This window comes from Nocardioides alcanivorans (assembly GCF_021555175.1).
GTDB classification, from domain to species: Bacteria; Actinomycetota; Actinomycetes; order Propionibacteriales; family Nocardioidaceae; genus Nocardioides; species Nocardioides alcanivorans.
The window spans coordinates 217113-238697 of record NZ_JAKGRW010000006.1 but is presented as its reverse complement, the minus strand read 5'-3'; the positions used below and the strand labels follow the sequence as shown (position 1 = coordinate 238697).

General features: G+C 67.6%; 24 protein-coding genes, 5 tRNA genes and 1 pseudogene. 10 read left to right on the top strand and 20 right to left on the bottom strand.

Going from position 1 to position 21585, the window contains the following annotated elements; all coding sequences use genetic code 11:
- Positions 1 to 7: 7 nt before the first annotated feature.
- The 4 genes from thrS to L1066_RS04040 all read right to left on the bottom strand — a co-directional run bounded on the left by thrS (position 8) and on the right by L1066_RS04040 (position 4245).
- Positions 8 to 2011 (bottom strand): threonine--tRNA ligase, encoded by a 2004-nt coding sequence (gene thrS, locus L1066_RS04055; protein ID WP_235735090.1) that lies wholly within the window; start codon positions 2009 to 2011, stop codon positions 8 to 10.
- An 84-nt stretch (positions 2012 to 2095) separates the two neighbouring features.
- Positions 2096 to 3214 carry a hypothetical protein gene (locus tag L1066_RS04050; RefSeq protein ID WP_235735089.1) on the bottom strand — a complete coding sequence of 373 codons (1119 nt, stop codon included), beginning with the start codon at positions 3212 to 3214 and terminating at the stop codon, positions 2096 to 2098.
- Positions 3215 to 3281: 67 nt separating this feature from the next.
- Complete coding sequence (locus tag L1066_RS04045) at positions 3282 to 4094, bottom strand: nuclease-related domain-containing protein (RefSeq protein ID WP_235735088.1); 813 nt, start codon at positions 4092 to 4094, stop codon at positions 3282 to 3284.
- A gap of 75 nt (positions 4095 to 4169) precedes the next feature.
- Positions 4170 to 4245 (bottom strand) — tRNA-Gly (locus tag L1066_RS04040).
- A 155-nt stretch (positions 4246 to 4400) separates the two neighbouring features.
- Here L1066_RS04040 and L1066_RS04035 point away from each other — a divergent pair.
- From L1066_RS04035 to L1066_RS04025, 3 genes are read left to right on the top strand one after another with little or no spacing between them, the layout of a single operon-like run.
- On the top strand, positions 4401 to 4736 hold the full coding sequence (locus tag L1066_RS04035; protein ID WP_312006980.1) for a tyrosine-type recombinase/integrase: 336 nt from the start codon (positions 4401 to 4403) through the stop codon (positions 4734 to 4736).
- Positions 4733 to 5203, top strand: coding sequence for a hypothetical protein (locus L1066_RS04030; protein WP_235735086.1), 471 nt, complete (start codon positions 4733 to 4735; stop codon positions 5201 to 5203). The genes L1066_RS04035 and L1066_RS04030 overlap by 4 nt, the downstream gene beginning before the upstream one ends.
- Before the next feature lie 58 nt (positions 5204 to 5261).
- A complete protein-coding gene (locus tag L1066_RS04025) occupies positions 5262 to 5609 on the top strand; it encodes a helix-turn-helix domain-containing protein (protein WP_235735085.1) in 348 nt (115 codons plus the stop codon).
- Positions 5610 to 5808: 199 nt separating this feature from the next.
- Here L1066_RS04025 and L1066_RS04020 read toward each other — a convergent pair.
- The 3 genes from L1066_RS04020 to L1066_RS04010 form a co-directional block, all read right to left on the bottom strand.
- Positions 5809 to 5883, bottom strand: a tRNA-Val gene (locus L1066_RS04020).
- Between the two features lie 46 nt (positions 5884 to 5929).
- A tRNA-Cys gene (locus L1066_RS04015) sits at positions 5930 to 6000 on the bottom strand.
- Positions 6001 to 6026: 26 nt separating this feature from the next.
- Positions 6027 to 6099: transfer RNA gene (locus L1066_RS04010), tRNA-Gly, on the bottom strand.
- Positions 6100 to 6544: 445 nt separating this feature from the next.
- On the opposite strand from L1066_RS04010, the gene L1066_RS04005 reads away from it, so the two are divergent.
- A complete protein-coding gene (locus tag L1066_RS04005; RefSeq protein ID WP_235735084.1) occupies positions 6545 to 7075 on the top strand; it encodes an aminotransferase class IV in 531 nt (176 codons plus the stop codon).
- Positions 7076 to 7084: 9 nt separating this feature from the next.
- Here the strand turns inward: L1066_RS04005 and L1066_RS04000 are convergent, their stop codons facing one another.
- On the bottom strand, positions 7085 to 7507 hold the full coding sequence (locus tag L1066_RS04000; protein ID WP_235735083.1) for an SsgA family sporulation/cell division regulator: 423 nt from the start codon (positions 7505 to 7507) through the stop codon (positions 7085 to 7087).
- 163 nt (positions 7508 to 7670) lie between these two features.
- Between L1066_RS04000 and L1066_RS03995 the strand changes: the two genes are divergently transcribed.
- Positions 7671 to 7745, top strand: a tRNA-Val gene (locus L1066_RS03995).
- 201 nt (positions 7746 to 7946) lie between these two features.
- On the opposite strand, the gene L1066_RS03990 is transcribed toward L1066_RS03995, so the two are convergent.
- The 6 genes from L1066_RS03990 to L1066_RS03965 all read right to left on the bottom strand — a co-directional run bounded on the left by L1066_RS03990 (position 7947) and on the right by L1066_RS03965 (position 14196).
- Entirely contained in the window at positions 7947 to 9545 is a 1599-nt protein-coding gene (locus L1066_RS03990; RefSeq protein WP_235735082.1) for an amidase, read from the bottom strand.
- Between the two features lie 124 nt (positions 9546 to 9669).
- Positions 9670 to 10011: a hypothetical protein gene (locus L1066_RS03985; protein ID WP_235735081.1), complete on the bottom strand. Its 342-nt coding sequence runs from the start codon at positions 10009 to 10011 to the stop codon at positions 9670 to 9672.
- A gap of 59 nt (positions 10012 to 10070) precedes the next feature.
- Positions 10071 to 10424, bottom strand: a complete 354-nt coding sequence (locus tag L1066_RS03980; protein WP_235735080.1) for a hypothetical protein — start codon at positions 10422 to 10424, stop codon at positions 10071 to 10073.
- Positions 10425 to 10550: 126 nt separating this feature from the next.
- Positions 10551 to 11654 (bottom strand): potassium channel family protein, encoded by a 1104-nt coding sequence (locus L1066_RS03975; protein WP_235735079.1) that lies wholly within the window; start codon positions 11652 to 11654, stop codon positions 10551 to 10553.
- 79 nt (positions 11655 to 11733) lie between these two features.
- Positions 11734 to 12666 carry a YihY/virulence factor BrkB family protein gene (locus L1066_RS03970; RefSeq protein ID WP_235735078.1) on the bottom strand — a complete coding sequence of 311 codons (933 nt, stop codon included), beginning with the start codon at positions 12664 to 12666 and terminating at the stop codon, positions 11734 to 11736.
- Between the two features lie 87 nt (positions 12667 to 12753).
- Positions 12754 to 14196, bottom strand: a complete 1443-nt coding sequence (locus L1066_RS03965; protein WP_235735077.1) for a glycine hydroxymethyltransferase — start codon at positions 14194 to 14196, stop codon at positions 12754 to 12756.
- 437 nt (positions 14197 to 14633) lie between these two features.
- Here L1066_RS03965 and L1066_RS03960 point away from each other — a divergent pair, with 437 nt between their 5' ends.
- The 5 genes and pseudogenes from L1066_RS03960 (at position 14634) to L1066_RS27475 (ending at position 18077) form a co-directional block, all read left to right on the top strand.
- On the top strand, positions 14634 to 16343 hold the full coding sequence (locus L1066_RS03960) for a nitrite/sulfite reductase (RefSeq protein ID WP_235735076.1): 1710 nt from the start codon (positions 14634 to 14636) through the stop codon (positions 16341 to 16343).
- A gap of 4 nt (positions 16344 to 16347) precedes the next feature.
- On the top strand, positions 16348 to 16539 hold the full coding sequence (locus tag L1066_RS03955; RefSeq protein ID WP_235735075.1) for a hypothetical protein: 192 nt from the start codon (positions 16348 to 16350) through the stop codon (positions 16537 to 16539).
- Positions 16536 to 17282, top strand: a complete 747-nt coding sequence (locus L1066_RS03950; protein ID WP_235735074.1) for a phosphoadenylyl-sulfate reductase — start codon at positions 16536 to 16538, stop codon at positions 17280 to 17282. Before L1066_RS03955 ends, L1066_RS03950 begins: the two co-directional genes overlap by 4 nt.
- Before the next feature lie 19 nt (positions 17283 to 17301).
- Positions 17302 to 17634 (top strand): annotated as a pseudogene (locus L1066_RS27480) (CbiX/SirB N-terminal domain-containing protein); the annotation flags it as partial.
- Between the two features lie 236 nt (positions 17635 to 17870).
- Entirely contained in the window at positions 17871 to 18077 is a 207-nt protein-coding gene (locus tag L1066_RS27475; RefSeq protein WP_235735173.1) for a hypothetical protein, read from the top strand.
- 20 nt (positions 18078 to 18097) lie between these two features.
- Here the strand turns inward: L1066_RS27475 and L1066_RS03935 are convergent, their stop codons facing one another.
- From L1066_RS03935 to L1066_RS03910, 6 genes are all read right to left on the bottom strand, one after another.
- Positions 18098 to 18475 carry a DUF3037 domain-containing protein gene (locus L1066_RS03935; RefSeq protein ID WP_235735073.1) on the bottom strand — a complete coding sequence of 126 codons (378 nt, stop codon included), beginning with the start codon at positions 18473 to 18475 and terminating at the stop codon, positions 18098 to 18100.
- On the bottom strand, positions 18472 to 18636 hold the full coding sequence (locus L1066_RS03930; protein WP_235735072.1) for a hypothetical protein: 165 nt from the start codon (positions 18634 to 18636) through the stop codon (positions 18472 to 18474). The genes L1066_RS03935 and L1066_RS03930 overlap by 4 nt, the downstream gene beginning before the upstream one ends.
- Positions 18630 to 19235, bottom strand: a complete 606-nt coding sequence (locus L1066_RS03925) for a HipA family kinase (RefSeq protein WP_235735071.1) — start codon at positions 19233 to 19235, stop codon at positions 18630 to 18632. The genes L1066_RS03930 and L1066_RS03925 overlap by 7 nt, the downstream gene beginning before the upstream one ends.
- Positions 19232 to 20089 carry a PPK2 family polyphosphate kinase gene (locus L1066_RS03920; protein ID WP_235735070.1) on the bottom strand — a complete coding sequence of 286 codons (858 nt, stop codon included), beginning with the start codon at positions 20087 to 20089 and terminating at the stop codon, positions 19232 to 19234. Before L1066_RS03920 ends, L1066_RS03925 begins: the two co-directional genes overlap by 4 nt.
- Positions 20090 to 20151: 62 nt before the next feature.
- Positions 20152 to 20835, bottom strand: coding sequence for a GNAT family N-acetyltransferase (locus L1066_RS03915; protein ID WP_235735069.1), 684 nt, complete (start codon positions 20833 to 20835; stop codon positions 20152 to 20154).
- Positions 20836 to 20840: 5 nt separating this feature from the next.
- Entirely contained in the window at positions 20841 to 21533 is a 693-nt protein-coding gene (locus tag L1066_RS03910) for a regulatory protein RecX (RefSeq protein WP_235735068.1), read from the bottom strand.
- Positions 21534 to 21585: the final 52 nt, after the last annotated feature.

Here is a 21585-nt window from a genome sequence, read left to right as displayed (position 1 = left end):
GTCTGGCTCAGACCTGCTCGCGGGCGTCGACAGCCGCGCGAATGCGTTCGACGGCCTCGGCGATCGGTACGCCGTTGTCCTGGCGGCCGTCGCGGTAGCGGAAGGAGACCGCGCCCGCCTCCATGTCGTCGTCACCCGCGATCAACATGAACGGGACCTTCTGGAGCTGCGCGTTGCGGATCTTCTTCTGCATGCGGTCGTCGCTCAGGTCGACGTCGGCGCGCATCCCGTGCTTCTTCAGCTCTGCGGCCACGTCGACGAGGTAGTCGTTGTGCCGCTCGGCGATGGGGATGCAGGTGGCCTGGACCGGTGCGAGCCAGGGCGGAAAGGCACCTGCGTAGTGCTCGACCAGCACGCCCATGAATCGTTCGATGGAACCGAACTTGGCCGAGTGGATCATCACCGGCTGCTGGCGGCTGCCGTCAGCGGCGACGTACTCGAGGTTGAACCGGTCGGCCGAGGGCTGGTTGAAGTCGTACTGGACCGTGCCCATCTGCCAGGTGCGGCCAATCGCGTCGCGCGCCTGCACGGAGATCTTCGGTCCGTAATAGGCAGCGCCACCCGGGTCGGGCACCAGGTCGAGCCCGGTCGCGAGGGCGACGTCCTCGAGCACCTTGGTCGCGATCGCCCAGTCCTCGTCGGAGCCGATGAACTTGTCCTTCGACTCGTCACGGGTCGACAGCTCGAGATAGAAGTCGTCGATCCCGAAGTCACGCAGGAGCGACAACATGAAGTTGAGGAGGTGCTCGACCTCTGCAGGTGCCTGCTCAGGGGTGACGTAGGAATGCGAGTCGTCCTGGGCGAAGCCGCGGACCCGGGTGAGGCCGTGGATCACACCGGACTTCTCGTGCCGGTAGACGTGACCGAACTCGAAGAGTCGCAGCGGCAGCTCGCGGTAGGACCGTTGGCGTGACCGGTAGATGAGGTTGTGCATCGGGCAGTTCATCGCCTTGAGGCGGTAGTCCATGCCGTCGACGTCGAGCGAGGGATACATGCCCTCGCCGTAGTAGGGCAGGTGCCCGGAGGTGTAGAACAACCCCTCCTTGGCGATGTGCGGCGTGCCGACGTACTCGAACCCCTCGGCGATGTGGCGCTCACGGACGTAGTCCTCCATCGCCCGCTTGATCACACCACCCTTCGGGTGGAAGACGGGGAGGCCGGAGCCGATCTCGTCGGGGAAGCTGAAGAGGTCGAGTTCGCGGCCGAGCTTGCGGTGGTCGCGTCGCTCGGCCTCCTCGATCCGGTGCAGGTGCTCCTCGAGCGCCTCCTTGGTCTCCCAAGCGGTGCCGTAGATGCGCTGCAGTTGCTTGTTCTTCTCATCGCCGCGCCAGTAGGCCGCTGCGGAGCGCATGAGCTTGAAGGCCGGGATCCGCTTGGTGGTGGGCAGGTGGGGCCCGCGGCACAGGTCCTTCCACGCAACCTCGCCCTTGCGGTTGATGTTGTCGTAGATGGTGAGCTCACCGGCTCCGACCTCTGCCGAGGCGCCTTCGGCGATCGTCTCGGTGGTCGAGCCCGTCGAGACCCCACCCTTGAGGCCGATCAGCTCGATCTTGTAGGGCTCGTCGGCGAGTTCGACGAGGGCATCATCGTCGTTGGTGACCCGACGCTCGAAGCGCTGGTTCTCCTTGATGATCTTGCGCATCGCGGATTCGATCTTGACGAGGTCCTCCGGCACGAAGGGGGTCTCCACGTCGAAGTCGTAGTAGAAGCCGTCCTGGATCGGTGGTCCGATGCCGAGCTTGGCCTCGGGGAAGAGCTGCTGCACTGCCTGCGCCAGCACGTGGGCGGTGGAGTGGCGCAGGATGTCCAGGCCGTCGGGAGTGCCCATCTGCACGCCTGCGACGACGTCGCCGTCTGCCAGCACGTAGGAGAGGTCGCGGAGGTCCGCACCGACCTTGGCCGCGATCACGTCGGCGTCGTCGCGGAAGAGCTCCCAAGCCTTCGTGCCCTCAGAAACCGTGCTCTGCGCTGGTCCTTCTGCGCGGACGACGGTCACCTGGATATCGGACACGTGGGACTCCTTCTTCGTGGCTGGACGGTGATGCTGGACCGATCGTATCGGCCGCTCCCTGGCGGCGCGCGCCGGTTTGTTCCCTCAGACCCGGGCGTGCTTGGCGAGCTCTCGCCGGCTGGCTTCCTCGGGCACCAGGCGCTTGCGTACGGCGTGCACCGGCCGGTAGCGATCGTGCAGCGAGGTCATCAAGCTGATGAGGCTGAGGAAGAAGAACGTGTCGATGAGGTCGAGGTTGCCGCTCCCCCGGTTGAGCAGCCAATCAGCCCCGAAGGCGAAGACGACGTTGAAGGCGAGCCGCCCGATGAAGCCCGCCCAGGCACTCTCGACGGTCCACATCCTTCGCGAGGCGACGATCGTGTAGAACGCGTTGACCGCGACGACGATCCCGATACCGACGAAGAGCTGGAAGCTCGAACCCGTGAAGTCGGGCAGCACATGACCGTAGATCACGGCGACGAGGCCGACGAGCACGATCTTCTCCAGCGTGGCCAGCGAACGAACCTTCGCGTGGCGAGCGGTCCAGGCGGCCCGTTCCCGCGCCTCGTTCATCTCCTCCGGCACGGGGTCGGCCCGCAACTTGAGGGGATGGTCCGGACCGCCGAGGAAGCGCCGGGCCAGGAGCGTGATCACGCCGGCAGCGACCAGGATCAGCACGAGCAGCGCACCGATGGTCCACGGGTGGTCGCGCAGGGTGTCGCTCATGTCCATCTTCGCGACATGGATCCAGTACTCCTGCGGGAGCTTCACGAAGATCCAGATGATCGCCGCCAGCGCCACCCAGAACCGGTAGGACCGGCCGACCACTCGCCAGCGAGTGCGGATGGCCTCATAGGCGATGAAGAAGTACTCGAATGCATTCGGGAAGATCAGGAGCAACGGACGCAGCTGTGTGACCTCGAAGAGCACCACACCCGCGAGCCGGTAGAAGTAGAGGAACCATCCCACCCGGAACGCCCACATCGACGTCCAGTTGCGGAGCGTGGCGATGTAGGCGATGGCGAGGTAGAAGACGTCCATCGCCTTGTCGTAGCTCTGGTATCCCTCCGGGTCGTAGCCGAACCACTGGAAGATCGACTGGTCGTAGCCGTCGAGCACGAGGCAGCCGATGATCGCCGGCAGCGGGTAGCGGAAGATCAGCAGCGGGAGCAGGAAGCGCCCGGCGACGACCGCCACGAAGACGATGATGGTGGGTGTGCTCAACGTGTGCTCCTCGACGCCCTGGCTTCGGTCTGAACGCTAGTGCACGACCGCGTCGTACGCCGCCCACTCACCATGCGGAATCGTGGAATCCGCACGCGCTCAGCGGTGGAAGTCCGGCCTGCGGCAGTCCGAGGGCCACGATCAGCGCCTCGGCAGTGCCCACCCGGACCCGATCCTCCGAATCCGGACCGAACAGGGTGCGCACCATCGCCACCAGCGAGCGCATCGTCGACAGGTGGGTGCTGCCGACGCGATCCTGCGCCAGCGTCACGTTTCCACGGATCGCCAAGACCGACAGCACGAACCCAGCCGCCACCCGGGCGTCCTGCAGGGCGGACGCGAGGATCTGCGCGGGCAGCCTGGCCTGCGCGAGGGCCCCGGCCAGGTAGGGGACCTCGTCACCGTCGAGGAGCGGCGGACCGTTGGGCGAGAAGGTGAGCCGGCCGGAACGGCGGACGTCCTTCTGCTCGACGACGGCCAACCCGTGCGGCGAGATGACGAGGGCGTCGACCTCGCGGGTCTTTGCGGAGTCGGCGACCTCGAGTCCACCGACGACGAGCCACCCCTGCGGCCAAGCGAGTTCGAGTAGTTCCTTCTCACCGGCAGTCTTCGCAGCGCCCAGCGTGCACGTGAAGTGCCCGGTGTCGTGCTCGACCCAACGAGCATTCAGCCGCGCCGGGGCGGCTCGGCGGGGCTGGACACGGGTGGCCTTCAGTGCCGCCTCGGCGCGGTCCGCACGATGCTTCTCCGCCTCGAGCAGCCGGTGAGCCTCGGTCAGCTGGGCCTCCAGCGCCCTGATCCGGGCCCGAAGGACGTCCTGGACGGTGTCGTCCAGCCGTGATGCGCGTTGCGGTGCCGCCGGATGTTCCTCACGAGCCACCGGAACCCTCCCGATCCTCCGACGAAGGAGCACTCATTGCGTGCCGAGAGCGCTGATTTGTTGAATTCACACGCTTGGAGCGGACGACGAGGCTCGAACTCGCGACCTCAACCTTGGCAAGGTTGCGCTCTACCAACTGAGCTACGTCCGCATTGTCTTCCTTCGGGCTTTCGCCCTCCGGACAACGAGGAAACCCTAGACCGACATCAGCCCCGATGCGAAACCAGGTCCGTGAGTACGACGTCCAAGACGGTGTCCGCGATGTCGCCATCCCGCCTCACCTGATCCCTGTCGTGAACGCCCACCCTGAAGAACCACACGGGCAGAGGCACGGACGCGCTGCTGTTCCCGGCTGCCGCCGACAGCAACTCCCACATGGCGCCGTCCACCTTCTACAAGGTCTATTACCCGGCTCGGAAGGCCGCCGACCGCGAGGACCTGCGCTGGCACGACCTCCGCCACACCGGCGCAGTGCTTGCCGTCCAGACTGGGGTGACCTTTGCCGAGTTGATGGGTCGCCTTGGTCATTCCACGCCGGGCGCTGCGATGCGCTACCAGCATGCCGCGGCCGATCGCGACGCCGAGATTGCGCGCCGCTTGTCGGCGTTGGTGTCGGAGCCGAATGGCACGGTAGCCGAGTGAACACGTGGACCGCAGAGTTCTACGAGGACGCCGATGGCCGGCGTCCTGTTGAGGTGTGGATGCGTGATCTCCGCGAGATTGAGTTCGAGGCGCTGGCGACCGCGATCGAGGAGATCCTCGAGAAGGACGGCGTCGCGCTCGCCAGCACGCCTTGGTTGAAGGCACTCGGTGAAGGTCTTCACGAGTTCCGGGTCAGGCATGACGCAGCGACCATCAAGGCTCTCTACACCGACTCCGGCACCAGTACGCCGTCGAAGCCCGCGAGGATCCTGCTCCGGCTGTTCGTGCACTTCCACGGGCAGAAGGTCATCCTACTTCTCCACGGCCACGACAAGCGCAGCGACGACAGTCCGCGTCGCCAGAACAAGGAGATCGAGGAGGCGCGGAAGCGGCTCCGCGCTTGGCGGCTCGCGCAGGCGAGCCAGTCGAAGAAGCAGTCACAGAAGAAGTCTCGCCGGAGAACTTGACGAACTATGTTGTCCGTATGGGTTACCACCCATAAACTGATGGACGAGAGGAGTCACCATGGCCAAGAAGTTCTCTGAGTACGCGCGAGAGCGTCGTGCCGACCAGAGCGCAGAAAGGCGCGAGGCCGAGCGCGTCTTCCGCGCTGCCTACGCCTTCGGCCATGTCATCTACTCGGCCCGCAAGGCTCGCAACCTTCGGCAATCCGACCTCGCGGAGCTGAGCGGTGTCGCCCAAGCGGACATCAGCCGCATCGAGCGGGGCCAGATCGCGCCGACCGTCCCGACCCTGCTCAAACTCGCCGACGCACTCGGTGCGCAGATCCAGTTCGTGCTGCCTCCGGGCGATGGCAATTCCGACGACGCCGAGGACCACGGCGAAGTACTTGCCCTCAGCGTCGGCGCGTAACCGCTTTCGATGGCGCTCAGCCGATGGGCTCATCCTCACCATCGTGCTGTGTCTGCTGCAGATGTCTGGCGCGCTCGCTCTGTGCGGTCGCCGAGGTGGCGCTGGGGACAGGAGCGGCCGAATTTGCTGTTCCTTGTTCCCCAGATGTTCCCGGAAACGGAAAGAGACCCCTGAAGGGGGTCTCTCACCTGCATGTTCCTGGTGGGCGATACTGGGTTTGAACCAGTGACCTCTTCCGTGTCAAGGAAGCGCGCTACCGCTGCGCCAATCGCCCCAGATCTTGAATTGTTCGGGTTGGTGCCCCGATCCTAACCATTTCGAGGTGGGTACGGGATTTGAACCCGTGTACACGGATTTGCAGTCCGTTGCCTCGCCTCTCGGCCAACCCACCGTGGAGGCTTTGGTGTTACCTCTCAGAGCGGACGACGAGGCTCGAACTCGCGACCTCAACCTTGGCAAGGTTGCGCTCTACCAACTGAGCTACGTCCGCTTGCTGCTCCCTGCCGGCTTCCCGACCCGGGCAACGACGAGAACATTAGCCGAACCCCCGGGACATGCAAAATCCGGGGTCTTCCGGCGTGTTCGCCCACCCTTCGCGGCCCGTTTCCCCAATGCCACGGCGGGCTCCGACGACTACCGTGCAGGTATGCACGCCTGGCTCGACGGACAACTCCTCAGCGACCCCGATGCCCCATCGATCCGCCTCACCGACCACGGGTTCACCGTTGGCGATGGGGTCTTCGAGGCCATCAAGGTGGTCGACTCGCAACCCTTCGCCCTCACCCGCCACCTCGACCGGCTCGCGTGGTGCGCCGAATCCCTCGGCCTTCCGCCCGTCGACCGGGATGACGTACGTCGGGGGTCGCTGCCGTGCTTGCCGTGGAGCCACTCCCCTCGGGCGGCTCCGCATCACCTACACCGCGGGTCCTGCCCCCTTGGGCTCCGGCCGAGGCGACACCCGTCCGACGCTCGCGGTCGTCGCGACGGCCATGGCGCCGTACCCGGCGTCCACGTCGATCGCGACGGTGCCGTGGCCACGCAACGAGCACGGCGCGCTGGCCGGACTCAAGACCACGTCGTACGCCGAGAACGTCGTCGCGCTCGCACGAGCGGCCGAGCTGGGGGCGAGCGAGGCGATCTTCGCCAACACTTCCGGCAACCTGTGCGAGGGCACCGGATCGAACATCTTCTACGTGCTCGACGGGGAGCTGCGCACCCCCACGCTGGCCAGTGGCTGCCTGGCCGGCGTCACTCGAGCCCTCCTCGTGGAGTGGCTCGACGTGCGCGAGGTCGACGAACCCGTGGCGGTGCTGCAGCAGGCCAGCGAGATCTTCCTCGCTTCGACGACCCGCGACGTCCAGGCCGTGCACGCGTGCAACGACGTCTCGCTGCCCAGCCCGGGGCCAGTGACCAGAAATGCGGCGAGGGTCTTCGCCGACAACGCGGCGAAGACCCTCGATCCCTGAGCGATTGGGTCAGACGGCAAGCAATTCGTTGATGATGGCATCGACGTCGAGATGGTCGCTCTCAGCTCCGGACGGCACCAGCTGGAGCGTGCGCGCCACGAAGTTGGCCACCTCGGCGCGGGGCGTCTCGACGACGAGCTCCCCGTCGGGCGAGCGGAACTCGAGCATCAGGGTGCCCCGACCCGTCAGGTCGACGCCGGGCCACACCCGCACGTCACCGATGCCGACCGAGCCGCCGAGACCCTCACTGAGCAGGTCGCGGCCAAAGGTCCAGACGATCTCGCCCATCATCGTGCCGAAGGAGGCCGACACCGCGTAGGGGTCGCTGGTGCGGAACCCGAGGACGACCGGCAGCATCGGACCAGCACCGGAGTCCCGCACGCATCGCATCACGATCGATTGACTGATGTCGGGCGTTTCCTGGCTGCTCATGTCATCCCCTTCGCTGGCACCGCTCACACAGAGGAGACGGGGGTGACATGCGGTCATGACGCCGCGACAACGAGGGAATCGACATGACGTGGACCACTTCGATGGGTGCCCCCGGTTTGTGATCCGAAGGGGCATGTGCGCTAAAGTTCCGTTCGCACCACAGGGGCGATTGGCGCAGTGGTAGCGCGCTTCGTTCACACCGAAGAGGTCACTGGTTCGAACCCAGTATCGCCCACCAGAAACACGCAGGTCAGAGCCCCTTTCGAGGGGCTCTTTCCGTTCTCGGACAGCAACTGGTCCGGCCTAGACTTCGAGAACCCTGCTCTCCGACGAGGGCCGAGCGATCGATGAGGACTCCGACGCAGGGTGCACGTGAGCCGGTTGTGCGCGTCCCTTGACGATGCCCCGCCGCTGGCGAGACCGACCCGGCGATCGCCTCTCACACCTCGGGATAGCTCAGCGCCAGCGCGCCCGGCTCGTCGCCGCAAGCAACGTTCCAGAGCCGGTCGGTCGAACGACGAGCAGCCGCCATCCCGGAGGTCAGGCTCGCCAGGTCACCCACGCTCGGCGCGATGCCGGAGCGGTGCAACAACTCGCGAGCCAGCTCGAGTGCCCCCGGATCGAGCGTCTCGAGCCCGGGCGCCACCGGTGCCGCGATGGGGACTCCCGCCTCGGTCCCATCGATCCTGGCGAGGTCCGGGGTCCGCAGGTGCCAGTCGGTGACCTGCTGATAGGCCTCCGCAACCTGGAGGACGAATGCATCCTGGCGGGGACGTCCGATGAGTTGCAGCCCGATGGGCAGCCCGTTGCCGGCGAATCCCATGGGGACCGATGCGGCGGGATTGCCCAGTGCGTTCCAGTACGGCGCGTGCACGAGCGACTTCCAGGTCGACATGCAGTCGCCCAGCTCGGTGATCGGCGGTGCGGTTCGTGAGCACATCGGCGAGACGATGAGGTCGATGTCTGCGAAGAGCGCGGCGACCGCGTTCTGACCCATCCGGCGTACCCGCTGCGCCTGGACGTAGTCGGCTGCGGTGTAGTGCGCGGCGCGCAGCATGGCCGAGCGGGCATCGGCGCCGTACCGGTCCCAGTTGTCGGGGAAGTGCGGACGGTGCCAGCTGAGTCGCTCGGCCACGATGGTCAGGTAGTCGGAGTCCACGACCTCCTCGTAGAGCGGCAGATCCACCGGAACTGCGGTCGCCCCCAGGGACTCCAGCTGCGCCACGGCGTCGTCGAGGAGTTCGGCAATGGCCGGATCCGCCTCGGCGCCGCTCATCGCCGCCATGGTGGCGACACCCACGCGGAGGCCGTCGAGGCGCTCGATGGCGGCTGGCGCGTCGCTCCCGGTCATCACCGCGAGCAGGACGGCGCAATCGCGGGCGGAGCGGGCCATCGGGCCGATCGTGTCGACGCTCGCGGCCAACGGCACCAGGCCGTGGTCGTCGATCGTGCCGGTGGTGGGCTTCAGGCCGGAGATGCCACACATCGCGGCTGGCACCCGGACACTTCCGCCAGTGTCGGTCCCGAGTGCGCCCAGCATCATCCCTGCCGCGACGCCAGCTCCCGAACCGGAACTGGAACCGCCCGGCCATCTGCTGACGTCCCACGGGTTGGTGGGGACCGGGAAAGGCAGGGTGGGGTCGGGAAGGCCGTAGGCGAACTCCAGGGTGCTGGTCTTGCCGATGACGATCGCGCCGGCGTCCCGGAGCCGCTGCACCACGGTGGCCTCCTCCGGCCCCCACGGCGCGGGCATGGCCGGGCTCTGGGACGTCGACGGTCCCTCGCGAGTGGCGATGATGTCCTTGACCCCGACGGGTATGCCATGGAGTGGCCCGAGGGAGGCACCGCCGGCGATCGCTCGGTCGGCCGAGGCGGCATCGGCACGCGCTTGCTCGTCGAAACGGCTCAAGAAGACACCCAGCTTGTCGTCGTAGCGCTCGGCGGCGTCGAGCGCCTGCTCCACCAGCTCACTGCTGGAGCAGGCTCCACTGCAAATGGCGTCAACAGCCTCGGTGAGCGTGCGGGGTGCGCGGGTCATGTGGTGTCCTCCGTCGTCGACAATGCCTAACCGAACTATGCCGAAACCGAAGGTCACCGCGCTGCGTGGGCCGCCTGGTGGGAGCCGACTCCGTCGGCCCCGGCCGGGCCACCACGGCGATCGGTCACTCAGCCGCTTCCGGAATCCGATCCGCGCTGCTGAGCCAGCACCCGTCCCACCTCATCGAGGAACCGACCCAGCGCCTCCTGGACCCGCTCACGCAGTGGCTCTCCCCGCTGACGATCCGCACGCGGGTGCCGAACTCGTGAGGTGCCAGGTCGGCCGTCACCTGCTGGCCGAGGTGGAAGCCGTCGGACTCCGTGCTGAAGACGCAACGCACCGACCGCGCGTTGGCACTGACCAGGCGGACGTGTCGCGGCCTGCTCCGCAGCATCGCCGCCATCACCGCACGCAGGTCGGCCGAGTAGTCCCGAGAGACCTCGGTCACCGGGTCGACACTCTCCACGTCCGGCCTCCTCTGCCCTGCAGCCGACCCTAGTCGTTCTGCCGGATCGGCACACCAGCTCAGGTGATGCTTCCCGCAGACTCACCCTCGCCGGGAGGCAGCGGGGTGAGCTCGGCCGCCAGCACCCGCAGGTAGGCCGACGTTGCCAGCCCGCGCATCCGGGTGTCGATCGGTTCCTTGGCGCCCACCCGTACCCGGCTGCCCCCGGGCACCCGCTCCACGACGATCGTGAGCCGCTGGGCAACGCCGGTGCCATAGGCGCTGCTCACGCGCGCGCTGAGCGACGTACCCCCGCCGGGGAGCACCGCCAACCGCCGCGGCCGGATCCGACGAATCGCCGCCACCACGTCACAGACGTCGACGTCGAAGTGTCCCTCTGCGACGGAGCCGATCGCCCCTGCCTGTGCGCGCACGCTGCTCCCTCTGCCGGATTCGCCACCACGCTAGGTGCGGCGCGACGTGGCGGAGGTGCGAACCGTGCGGTTCAGGACCAGTGGTCAGACAGGACTGCCCGATCGGTCAGGATTCCCGGATCTCGGTCATTCGTCTGCGGAGGCCCGCTCCTCCTCATGGGTACCGGGACGCGGCGCCCAGGGCTTCTCCTTCGACGGGCGTACGACGATGAGTCGGTCGCCGCGCGCCAACTGGGTCACGACGGGGTCGAAATAGCGATAGACCTTCTCGTCCCTGACGACCGAGATCACCTGGTCGGGCAGCGACTGCGGCGCCTTGCCCACCTCGTTGACCAACAGGTCGCGCTCGGCGACCTCCAGCCCCGCTCCGTAGGTCATGAGGTCCTCCATGACGGCTCCGAGCGTCGGCGACAGCGAGGAGAGCCCGAGCAGACGGCCGACCGCTTCACTGGACGTCACGACAGAATCGGCACCGCTCTGTCGCAGCAGGGGCACGTTGTCGTGCTCGCGCACCGCGGCCACGATGTAGGAGTCGGCGTTGAGCTGACGCACCGTGAGCGTCGCCATCATCGTGTTGGCATCGTGGTCGGTCGTGATGATCACCTGACTGGCCTTGCCGACGCCGGCCCGCCGCAGCACCTCGCGACGGGTTCCGTCACCCGCGATCACCGCCAGGCCGTCGGCGTTGGCCTCCTCCCGCGCGATCGGCTTGGGGTCGACGACGACGAACGCCGTGCGTGGGATCCCGTTGCGAGCGAGGGTGTCGACGGCGCTGCGCCCCTTGGTGCCGTAGCCGATCACCACCACGTGGTCGTCCATGTGCTTCCTCCACCGGGCAACCCGGAACATCTCTCGGCCCTGGGTGGCAAGCACCTCGAGCGTGGTACCGATCAAGAGCACCAGGAATCCGATCCTGGCTGGGGTGATCACGAGCGCGTTGACCAGACGGGCGTTGTCGGTGACCGGCGTGATGTCGCCGTAGCCGGTCGTGCTCAGCGTCACCGTCGAGTAGTAGAACGCATCGATGAGGTCGACCTCACCGGTCGGATCGTTGGCGTCGCGGTAGCCGTTGCGGTCGAGCCACACCAGCAGCACCGTGCCAGCCAGGATGCCGAGCGCGAAGAGCAGCCGCCTGCCCAGCTCCCACCACGGCGAGCGCTTCCGCTCCGGCAGCGAGATCCCACCGAGCAGGCTGCCCGCCGGTTGCTGGGGCTGGGTCGACTCGTCCACGGCAGAAGCATGGCACGGGCCACTCACCGATCTTCGGCGAGCGGCTCCGCGTCGGCGCGTTCCTTCCCGCGCGCGCCCGTCACGTCCGCGGGGCCTGCCCTCCCAGAGGAGCAGACCAGCGACGCAGCAGCTCCCGTGCTCGAGTCGTCGACAGCTGCGGGAAGAGCAGATCCACCGACGCGTTGACCGCAGCACCGATCAGCACCGCGATCGACACGAGGTAGAGCCACAGCAGCACCGCGATCGGCGCCGCCAGCGGGCCGAAGATCGAGCGGGAGTCGGTGGCCGTGACCATCAGGAACCACCGGAGCAGGAACGACCCGAAGATCCACACGAAGAGCGCGAAGGTCGCCCCCGGCAGCTGGTAGCGCCACTGGGTCGCCACCGGGATCGACACGTGGTAGAGCGTGGCGAGGAAGCAGATGCACAGCACCACGACGGTCGGCCAGTAGAACTGGTGGGCGAAGAGCAGGCGGTCAGGAAGCCACTCCCTCGCCAACCGCGGCCCGACCAGGACCAGCGGGATGGTCACGGCACCGATCAGCAGGCCGAGGACATAGAGCGAGAACGACAGCACCCTGGTGCGCACGATGCCGCGCTCACCGCCCAGGCCGTGCATGATCGAGATGGTGTCGACGAAGACGTTCAACGCCCGCGACCCGGACCACAGGGCAAGCAGGAACCCGATCGACATGACGTCGAAGCGGCCGCCGTCGAGCACGGCGTTGATGGTGGGCCTGATGACCTTGTCGACCGCCGAGTCGGTCATCGCGCGGTCGGCGATGTTGAGTACGCCGGCGCGCACGTCACCGACCTCGTCGTCGGTGAAGCGCCCCGTGATGAAGCCGACCGAGCCGGCCAGCGCGAAGACGAGGGGCGGGATGGAGAGCACGGCGAAGAACGCGGCTTCCGCAGCCAGCCCGGTCACCCGGTAACGCACGCACGACTTGACCGTCTCGAGCGTCACCCGCCACATCGCCCGGAGCACCCGCAGCAGGACCCGACCGAGCATGACATCAACCTACGTTCGCCCCAACGTCACGGGCGCCCCCGCCACGCGGGAGCGCCCGTGATCCACGTCAGGTCGGCAGTGCGTGACTCAGGTGAGTTCCAGGCCCGGGTAGAGCGGGTGCTTGTCGAGCATCTCGGCCGAAGCCGCGTGCGTGCGATCGGCCACGCCCTCCGCCAGCACGTAGGAGGCCTTCGAGGGACCGCCGGCCCTGGTGGTGCCCGGCTGCGTGTTGCTGAGCACGTCGACCACCAGCTCGGCGACCTTGTCGAACTCGTCGTGGCCGAAGCCGCGGGTGGTGAGTGCCGGCGTACCGAACCGGATGCCGGAGGTGTACCAAGCGCCGTTGGGGTCGGCGGGGATCGAGTTGCGGTTGGTGACCACGCCTGCGTCGAGCAGTGCCGACTCGGCCTGACGGCCGGTGAGACCGAAGCTGGTGACGTCGAGCAGCACCAGGTGGTTGTCGGTGCCCCCGGTGACCAGGCGGGCGCCCCGCTTGTTGAAGCCCTCCGCCAGCGACTTGGCGTTGTCGGCGATGTTCTGGGCGTAGGTCCCGAACTCGGGCTTGCGTGCCTCAGCCAGCGCCACCGCCTTGGCCGCCATCACGTGCGAGAGCGGGCCACCGAGCACCATCGGGCAGCCGCGGTCGATGTCGGCAGCGAACTCCTCCTGCGCCAGCACCAGGCCACCGCGAGGACCGCGCAGCGACTTGTGGGTGGTGGTCGTGGTGACATGGGCGTAGGGCACCGGGTTCTCCTCGCCGGTGAACACCTTGCCTGCGACCAGACCGGCGAAATGGGCCATGTCGACCATGAGCACGGCACCGACCTCGTCGGCGATCTCCCGCATCTTGGCGAAGTTCACCCGACGCGGGTAGGCGGAGTAGCCGGCGACCAGCACCAGGGGCTTGAACTCCTTCGCCTTGGCCCGCAGCGCGTCGTAGTCGAGCAGGCCGCTCTCCGGGTCCGTGCCGTACTGCTGCTGGTGGAACATCTTGCCGCTGATGTTGGGCCGGAAGCCGTGGGTGAGGTGACCGCCCGTGTCGAGGGACATGCCCAACAGTCGCTGGTTGCCGAGCTCGGCACGCAACGACTCCCAGTCGGCCTCGGTGAGCTCGTTGACGTTCTTGGCACCGAGCTTCTCCAGGGCAGGGGTCTCGACCCGGTTGGCCAGGATCGACCAGAAGGCGACGAGGTTGGCGTCGATGCCGGAGTGCGGCTGCGCATAGGCGTACGGCGCTCCGAACAGTTCCCGAGCGTGCTCGGCTGCGAGCGACTCCACGGTGTCGACGTTCTGGCAGGCGGCGTAGAAGCGGTGACCGACCGTCCCCTCGGCGTACTTGTCACTGAACCAGGTGCCCATCGTCAGCAGTACGGCCGGCGACGCGTAGTTCTCGCTGGCAATGAGCTTCAGCGAGGAGCGCTGGTCGGCGAGCTCCTGCCGGGTGGCCTCGGCGATGCGCGGCTCGACCGAGGCGATCACCTCGAGAGCCTGCTGGTAGGCGGAGCTGGTCAGGGAGGAGAGGTCACTCATGCCGCACAGACTAGTGCTCCCCGGCTTCACGCTGACGTCGATCTCCCGGGGCGCGATGTGATGCGCACCATGCCGGATCCCCGCCTCAGACTCAGGATCGGCCGGCCACCTCGGTTACCGTCTCGAGCATTGGACATGCATCTCACTGCATGAGATGTCAGGTTGTGGAAGCGGTGTCCGCGACGTGAGACTCATGCCCATGATCAGTGCTGCCACTCACGCCTACCTCGTGGTCCGACGCCACGTGGACTTCGGGCGTACCCGCAGCATGATGTGTTGGCCCTGCTGACGACCCCCGCCGCCCGAAACACTTGAGTTGGCGGGCGCCCAGACCAGATCTTCCGTCCGGGCGCACGGTCGCAGGAGCCCAGTGCCCCAAGGATGTGGCACACCGGCACCCCGCGTCGCGCGTCTCTTGCTTGCGAAGGAACTCGCACATGAATGACCAGGCACCTGCCCGCAAACCTCGCCCCCGCCCCAAGAAGGGCGAAGGCCAGTGGGCCCTGGGCTACATGGAGCCGCTCAACAAGAACGAGCAGTCCAAGAAGGACGACAACCCGCTCAACGTCGAGTCGCGGATCCTCAACATCTACTCCAAGCGGGGATTCGACTCGATCGACCCGGCGGACCTGCGCGGCCGCTTCCGCTGGATGGGCCTCTACACCCAGCGCGCCCCGGGCTTCGACGGCGGCAAGACCGCCCAGCTCGAGGAAGAGGAGCTGGACGACCGCTACTTCATGATGCGGGTCCGCTCGGACGGCGCCCTGCTCGATGCGGACGCGTTGCGCGCCCTCGGCAGCGTCTCGGTCGACTTCGCCCGTGACACCGCAGACATCACGGACCGTTGCAACATCCAGTACCACTGGATCCGCATCGAGGACGTGCCCGAGATCTGGGAGCGCCTCGGTGCTGCCGGCCTGAGCACCCTCGAGGCATGCGGCGACTCTCCGCGACCGTTCCTCGGCTCGCCCGTCGCGGGCGTCGCCAAGGACGAGATCATCGACGGCAGTCCGGCCCTGGCCGAGATCAAGCGTCGCTACATCGGCAACCCCGAGTTCTCGAACTTCCCCCGCAAGTTCAAGACCGCGGTGACCGGACACCCGAGCCACGACGTGGCCCCCGAGGCGAATGACGTGTCCTTCGTGGGCACGGTGCACCCCGAGCACGGTCCCGGCTTCGACCTGTGGGTCGGTGGTGGACTGTCGACCAATCCACACCTGGCCGTCAAGCTCGGTGTGTGGATCCCGCTCGATGAGGTGGCCGATGCCTGGGAGGGTGTCGCGTCGATCTTCCGCGACTACGGCTACCGACGCCTCCGCTCCCGCGCCCGCCTGAAGTTCCTGGTGGCCGACTGGGGCAAGGAGAAGTTCCGCGAGGTGCTCGAGACCGAGTACCTCAAGCGTGAGCTCGTCAACAACCCGTCCCCGGTCGCGCCCCTGCGCCAGGGCGACCACATCGGTGTGCACGAGCAGAAGGACGGCAAGTTCTACGTCGGGGTCGCCCCGACCGTTGGCCGCATCAACGGTCAGACACTGGTCGACCTGGCCGACGTCGTCGAGAAGCACGGTGCCGCAGGCGCCCGGCTGACGGCGTACCAGAAGCTGGTGGTCCTCGGCGTCGCGCCGGACGCCGTCGACGCCCTGGTCGCGGACCTCGACACGATCGGGCTGGAGGCGAACCCCTCGAACTGGCGTCGCAACACGATGGCCTGCACCGGGATCGAGTACTGCAAGCTCGCGATCGTCGACACCAAGGAACGGGCCCGCAAGCTCGTGGGTGAGCTCGAGAGCCGGTTCCCCGACCTGGACCAGCCGATCACCGTCAACGTGAACGGCTGCCCCAACGCCTGCGCCCGCACCCAGGTCGCCGACATCGGCCTCAAGGGCCAGTTGGTGCTCGACGAGAACGGCGACCAGGTCGAGGGCTTCCAGGTCCACCTGGGCGGCGCGCTCGGGCTCGGAGCCGGGTTCGGTCGCAAGCTGCGCGCCCACAAGGTGACGAGCTCCGGCTTGGACGACTACATCACCAACGTCGTGAACGCCTACCTCATCCAGCGTGAGGAAGACGAGACCTTCGCTGCCTGGGTCACCCGTGCCGACGACGACGCGCTGCGCGGCGAGACCGCCCCCGAACTGGTGGGTGTCTGACCCGATGAACTCCCGCGCCACGCCTTACCTCTGCCCGTACTGCGGTGACGGCGACCTTCGTCCCCACGAGGTGGAGGGCGAGGACGGCGAGATCACCTCGCCGCACGGCGCATGGGAATGCCGGTCCTGCTTGAGGGCCTTCACCGTCAAGATGCTGGGCATGATTGCCCGGCCCAACCTGGGAGGAGAGCGATGACTGCGTTCGCAACGACGCAAGCCGCCGCCTACCGGGGCAGCCACACCGAGGGGCGCAGCCCCGAGGAACTGCGCGAGATCGTTTCGCACGCCGGCGCCGAACTGGAGCTGGCACCCGCTGAGCACATCATCGAATGGGCCGTGGCCACGTTCGGGGAGCGTTTCTGCATCACCTCCTCGATGGGTGACGCCGTGCTGGCACACCTCGCCAGCAAGGTCGCCCCGGGCATCGATGTCGTCTTCCTCGACACCGGTTACCACTTCACCGAGACCGTCGGCACCGCCGACGCGGTGAAGCACACCATGGACATCAACCTGATCACGCTCACCCCGCGGCAGACCGTGGCGGAGCAGGACGCCGAGTTCGGCCCCGAGCTCTTCAAGCGTGACCCCGACCTGTGCTGCAAGATGCGCAAGGTCCAGCCCCTGGCCGAGGGCCTCGAGGAGTACGACGCCTGGGCGACCGGGCTGCGGCGAGCCGAGACGCACAATCGAGTCATCGCCCCGGTGATCGGCTGGGATGCCAAGAAGGGGAAGGTCAAGGTCTCCCCCATCGCCCGGTGGAGCGACGAGCAGGTCGAGCGCTACATCCAGGACAACGGCGTACTGGTCAACCCGCTCGTGTACGACGGCTACCCGTCCATCGGGTGCTGGCCGTGCACGTCGCGGGTCGCGCCCGGCGAAGACCCCCGCAGCGGCCGCTGGGCGGGTCAGAACAAGACCGAGTGCGGGATCCACGTATGAACAACCCGTACGAGAACCGATGCACCACATTCCCGAAGGGAGGCGTTCGGCCATGACCGCTCCTGCACTGGTGTGCCTGGCACACGGCAGCCGCGACCCTCGTTCAGCCGAGACCATCACCGCTCTCGTCGACGAAGTCCGCGCCCTGCGGCCGGATCTGCGGATCGAGACGGCATTCCTCGAGTTCTCCAAGCCGTCGTTCAACGCCGTCGTCGGCAAGCTCGCACGCGCGGGCGTCGAGGAGATCGTCGTCGTCCCGCTGCTGCTGACCGAGGCCTACCACGCCAAGGTCGACGTTCCGGCAGCGATCGCCGAGCAGAGCGCCAAGCACGAGGGCCTCAAGATCCGCGCGTCCTCCATCCTCGGGTTGGAGAACGCATTCCTCGAGGTGCTCGACCTGCGGCTTCGGGCCGCCCTCAAGGAGGCGCGGGTGCTCGAGCTCGATGCCCTGGTGCTCGCTGCAGCCGGTTCCAGCGATCAACTCGCCAACCGTACCGTCGCCCGGCTCGCCCGGGTCTGGGGTGCGCACCACCACCTCCCCGTGAAGGCGGCGTTCGCCTCGACGGCTCCCCGGCAACCGGCGAGGCCGTGCGTGCCTTCCGGGCCGAGGGCCGTCGTCACATCGCCGTCGGATCGCTCTTCCTTGCGCCGGGCTTCCTGCCCGACCGTGCCGCTGAGCTTGCCCTCGAGGCCGGCGCCGTTGCGGTCTCCGCGCCGCTGGGCGCCCACCAGGAGCTGGCCCGCGTCGTACTCGCCAGGTATGCCGTCGGCGCCGTCGAGCTCGTCCCCGTCTGACCCACGAGAGCGCCCGCATCTCAGCCGACGAGGACGGAGCACAGTCGCGCCAGCGTGGCCGCGGGATCGTCGGTGAGACCACCGTGGACCGGAGCAGGTTGCAGCACCGTGCTGCGCGGAGCCTTGAGGAACCCGAATCGGGTGCCGAGCGAGGCACTCGCAGCAGCCCCGGCACGCCCGGTGCCGCGGCAGATCGCCTCGATGTAGGCCATGCCGTCGCGCACCTGGTGCAGGTCGACATGCGGGTCCAGGGCTCGGACCCGGTCGTCGTCACAGCGCCATTCCACGTCGAGGAACTCTGCGCCCTGGCAGTGCAGGACGACGCCGAGGTTGATGAACTCCTCGCGGTGCACCCGAGGCACGCAGCGAATCACGACGTACTCGTAGGCGAAGCTCATGCGCCCACCCCCGGGAGCCACTGGCGGGTGGACAGGCGTGCGACCAAGAACCTCACGTAGGCATCGCGCAGCGCGGCGGCCGTCTCCGCACCGGGGACCGGTTCGAGCCACTCATCGGGGACCTGCGCAAGAATGTCACCCAGCAGTTCCTCGGTCAGCAACGCAGAGATGACCTTGTCCGCCGAAGCAAGCTCGCTGACGTGATCGAGGAGCACGTGGTCACTGGCGTCCCATGCTTGGTTGGCGAAACGTAGGGGTCCGTGACGCCGCCACCCCAACCGTGGTGGAAGTACAGGCTCGCCCCGTGGTCGATGACCCAGAGCTTCCGGTGCCACACGAGCATGTTGGGATTGCGCCAGGATCGATCGACGTTCGCGCAGAAGGCATCGAGCCACAGGATCTTGCCGGCGTCGTCGTCCCCGTCGGGGATCGCCCCGTCGAAACCGAACGAGCCAGGCAGGAAGTCGACACCCAGGTTGAGGCCCAGGCTCCGGGTCAGCAGGTCCTGCACTTCCTCGTCGGCCTCGTAGCGGGCGATCTCCTGCCTCAGGTCGAGCCCCACCAGACGGGGTGTGCTCAAACCGATGGCTCTGGCCAGCTCGCCGACGATGACCTCCGCCACGAGCACTCGGAGACCTTGGCCGGCCCCGCGGAACTTGCACACGTAGGTGCCGAGGTCATCGGCCTCGACGATGCCGGGCAGCGACCCACCCTCACGCAGCGGCGTGTTGTACCGGGTGATCCGGTGGATCTCGATCATCCGATGGGGTCCTCTTCCTTGAGACGCTCGAGTTGCTCCTCGACGTCGAAGTCGGCCGGCGGCCACCCGAGGTCGAGGTCCCGGAAGGTCTCCAGCAGCAGCTGCGCGACAGCCAGGTTGCGCAGCCACTTGCGGTCGCTCGGCACGACGTGCCATGGGGCGTGCTCGGTGTGGGTGCGCGTGAGGGCGATCTCATATGCCTCGCGATAGGCACCCCATTGCGCCCTCTCGTCGATGTCACCGGGGTTGAACTTCCAGTGCTTGTCCGGATTCTCCAACCGGGCCAGGAGGCGCTCCTTCTGCTCATCGGGCGAGATGTGGAGCATGCACTTCACGATCACCACGCCTCGTTCGACCAGCTCCTGCTCGAACGCGTTGATTGCGTCATAGCGGCGCTCCAGCTCGTCGGGGCTCGCGAGGGCGCGGACCCGGCCGATGAGCACGTCCTCGTAGTGGGAGCGGTCGAACACGCCGAGGTAGCCCGCGTCGGGGATGCCCTTGCGAATGCGCCACAGGAAGTCGTGGGCCAACTCCTCCTGCGTCGGGGCCTTGAAGGAGGTGATCCGCACTCCCTGCGGGTCAACCAGGCCCACGGCGTGTCGGATGACGCCGCCCTTGCCGGAGGTGTCCATGCCCTGCAGGACCAACAGGACGCTGCGTGCGGCCGCATCGCCCCGATGCGCGAAGAGACGTTCTTGCAGGTCGGCCAACTCCTCGCCGACCTGCACGAGCTCGTCCTCGGCACGGTCCTTGTCACCGTCATGCCCCACGAGGCCTCGGGGATCGATGGTGCCGAGGTCGACGGCCGGCCCGGGCGGACGGAGGGCTTCGCGGATGTCGGAGTCGAAGGGCATGGAAGAACTATCGCCCACCGAGAACTGCTGCCACGAACACCCCCGCCGCGAGCAGCAGTTTGTCATCCCAAGACGGTGGCGAACCCGATGCTGCACCCGACCACCGTGTCGACCGTGCCGTCAGGCTGTGGCTCGTCGAACCACGTCCCCGCACGGAAGCCAGCCTTGGCAAGCACTCGCAACGACGCGACGTTGCGATGATCTGGCGCCGCGAATCCCGTGGCCACGCCGGGATGGCGCCGGCCCACCGTGAGCATCCAGGCCCACAGCATCTGCGGACCGACACCGCGGCCCACCCAACCCGGCTCCCCGATCGCATAGTCGACCCCGATCGCCTCCGGGTCAGGAGTGAGCACGGCGTAGTCCGGGTGGTCGCGCAACAGGTAGTCGATCAAGAACCCGAGCGAACGACCGTTGGTCTCGACGATCCACAAGGAGTCGGGCGTCTCGCCAGCAATCACCGGTGCATATTGACCTCGCACCAACTCCTGGGTGGGCTCCCCTTCTGCGGCCCACCACCGGCGAACGTGCTCGTGCTGCCGCCACCGGAGCAGATCGGGAAGGTCGCCCGGCGTGGCCGGACGCAGTGCCACCTGCCAAGGGGACTCGGTGGCGAAGAGGGGCGGATCTGCGGACAGGTCGACGGGCACGACCCGTCGGCCGGCAACGCGCTCCGCAGCGGCCCGCCACGACTCTCGCGCGTCGACCTCAGCACGCAGCACCCCGTGGGCGGTGCGCACCTCCACCACGGTCACCACAGGTTGTCCGACGCCTCGTCGGGATCTGCCTGCAGTTCCTCCTTCACGATCCGATAGGCCACGCCGGGACCATATCCCTTGCGAGCGAGCATGCCCACCAGGCGGCGGGTCGCCACCTCGGGCGGCACGTTGCGCAGCGAGCGGAGCTTCTTGCGCACCAATCCACGCGCTGCAGCGTCTTCGTCGGCGGAGTCGATCTCATCGAGCGCCTCACGGGCGACCTCATCGTCGATCCCCTTGCGACGCAGTTCCTGCGCCAGCGCCCGACGCGCAAGTCCCTTGCCCGGCTGGCGCGAGGAGATCCACAGCCGCGCGAACGCCGCGTCATCGATCAGCCCGACCTCCTCGAACCGATCGAGCAGCGCGGTGGCCACGTCTCCGGGGACTTCCTTGGCAGCCAGCTTGTCGGCGAGCTCCTTGCGGGTACGCGCGCGGCCAGTGAGCTGGTCGAGCAGGATCTTGCGAGCCACCGACTCCGGATCGGCGTCCGGATCCATCGCCTTGTCACGCGGCGGCGGAGCGGAACCCTCTGTGCGTCGACGGCCGCGCGCCCCCTTGCCCCGCCGTGCCTGCCCGAAACCATCGGCGTGGCGGGCACGCGGGCGCGCTTCAGCCGGGTCGTCCGAGCGATCAGTGCCTGCCCACGCGGCCACTCCCAAGGAGACGTCGCCGGCCCAGTCGGGCACCGAGGGCACACCACTGACGCCTGCCCACTCAGGTGCCGGTCCGACTCCTTGA

Bases quoted from the DNA above. Each gene is read 5' to 3' on its own strand.
- L1066_RS04025 (WP_235735085.1), top strand. From the start codon at position 5,262: ATGGCCAAGAAGTTCTCTGAGTACGCGCGAGAGCGTCGTGCCGACCAG.
- L1066_RS04000 (WP_235735083.1), bottom strand. From the start codon at position 7,507: ATGAGCAGCCAGGAAACGCCCGACATCAGTCAATCGATCGTGATGCGA.
- L1066_RS03990 (WP_235735082.1), bottom strand. From the start codon at position 9,545: ATGACCCGCGCACCCCGCACGCTCACCGAGGCTGTTGACGCCATTTGC.
- L1066_RS03970 (WP_235735078.1), bottom strand. From the start codon at position 12,666: ATGCTCGGTCGGGTCCTGCTGCGGGTGCTCCGGGCGATGTGGCGGGTG.
- L1066_RS03965 (WP_235735077.1), bottom strand. From the start codon at position 14,196: ATGAGTGACCTCTCCTCCCTGACCAGCTCCGCCTACCAGCAGGCTCTC.
- L1066_RS03960 (WP_235735076.1), top strand. From the start codon at position 14,634: ATGAATGACCAGGCACCTGCCCGCAAACCTCGCCCCCGCCCCAAGAAG.
- L1066_RS03955 (WP_235735075.1), top strand. From the start codon at position 16,348: ATGAACTCCCGCGCCACGCCTTACCTCTGCCCGTACTGCGGTGACGGC.
- L1066_RS03950 (WP_235735074.1), top strand. From the start codon at position 16,536: ATGACTGCGTTCGCAACGACGCAAGCCGCCGCCTACCGGGGCAGCCAC.
- L1066_RS03935 (WP_235735073.1), bottom strand. From the start codon at position 18,475: ATGAGCTTCGCCTACGAGTACGTCGTGATTCGCTGCGTGCCTCGGGTG.
- L1066_RS03925 (WP_235735071.1), bottom strand. From the start codon at position 19,235: ATGATCGAGATCCACCGGATCACCCGGTACAACACGCCGCTGCGTGAG.
- L1066_RS03920 (WP_235735070.1), bottom strand. From the start codon at position 20,089: ATGCCCTTCGACTCCGACATCCGCGAAGCCCTCCGTCCGCCCGGGCCG.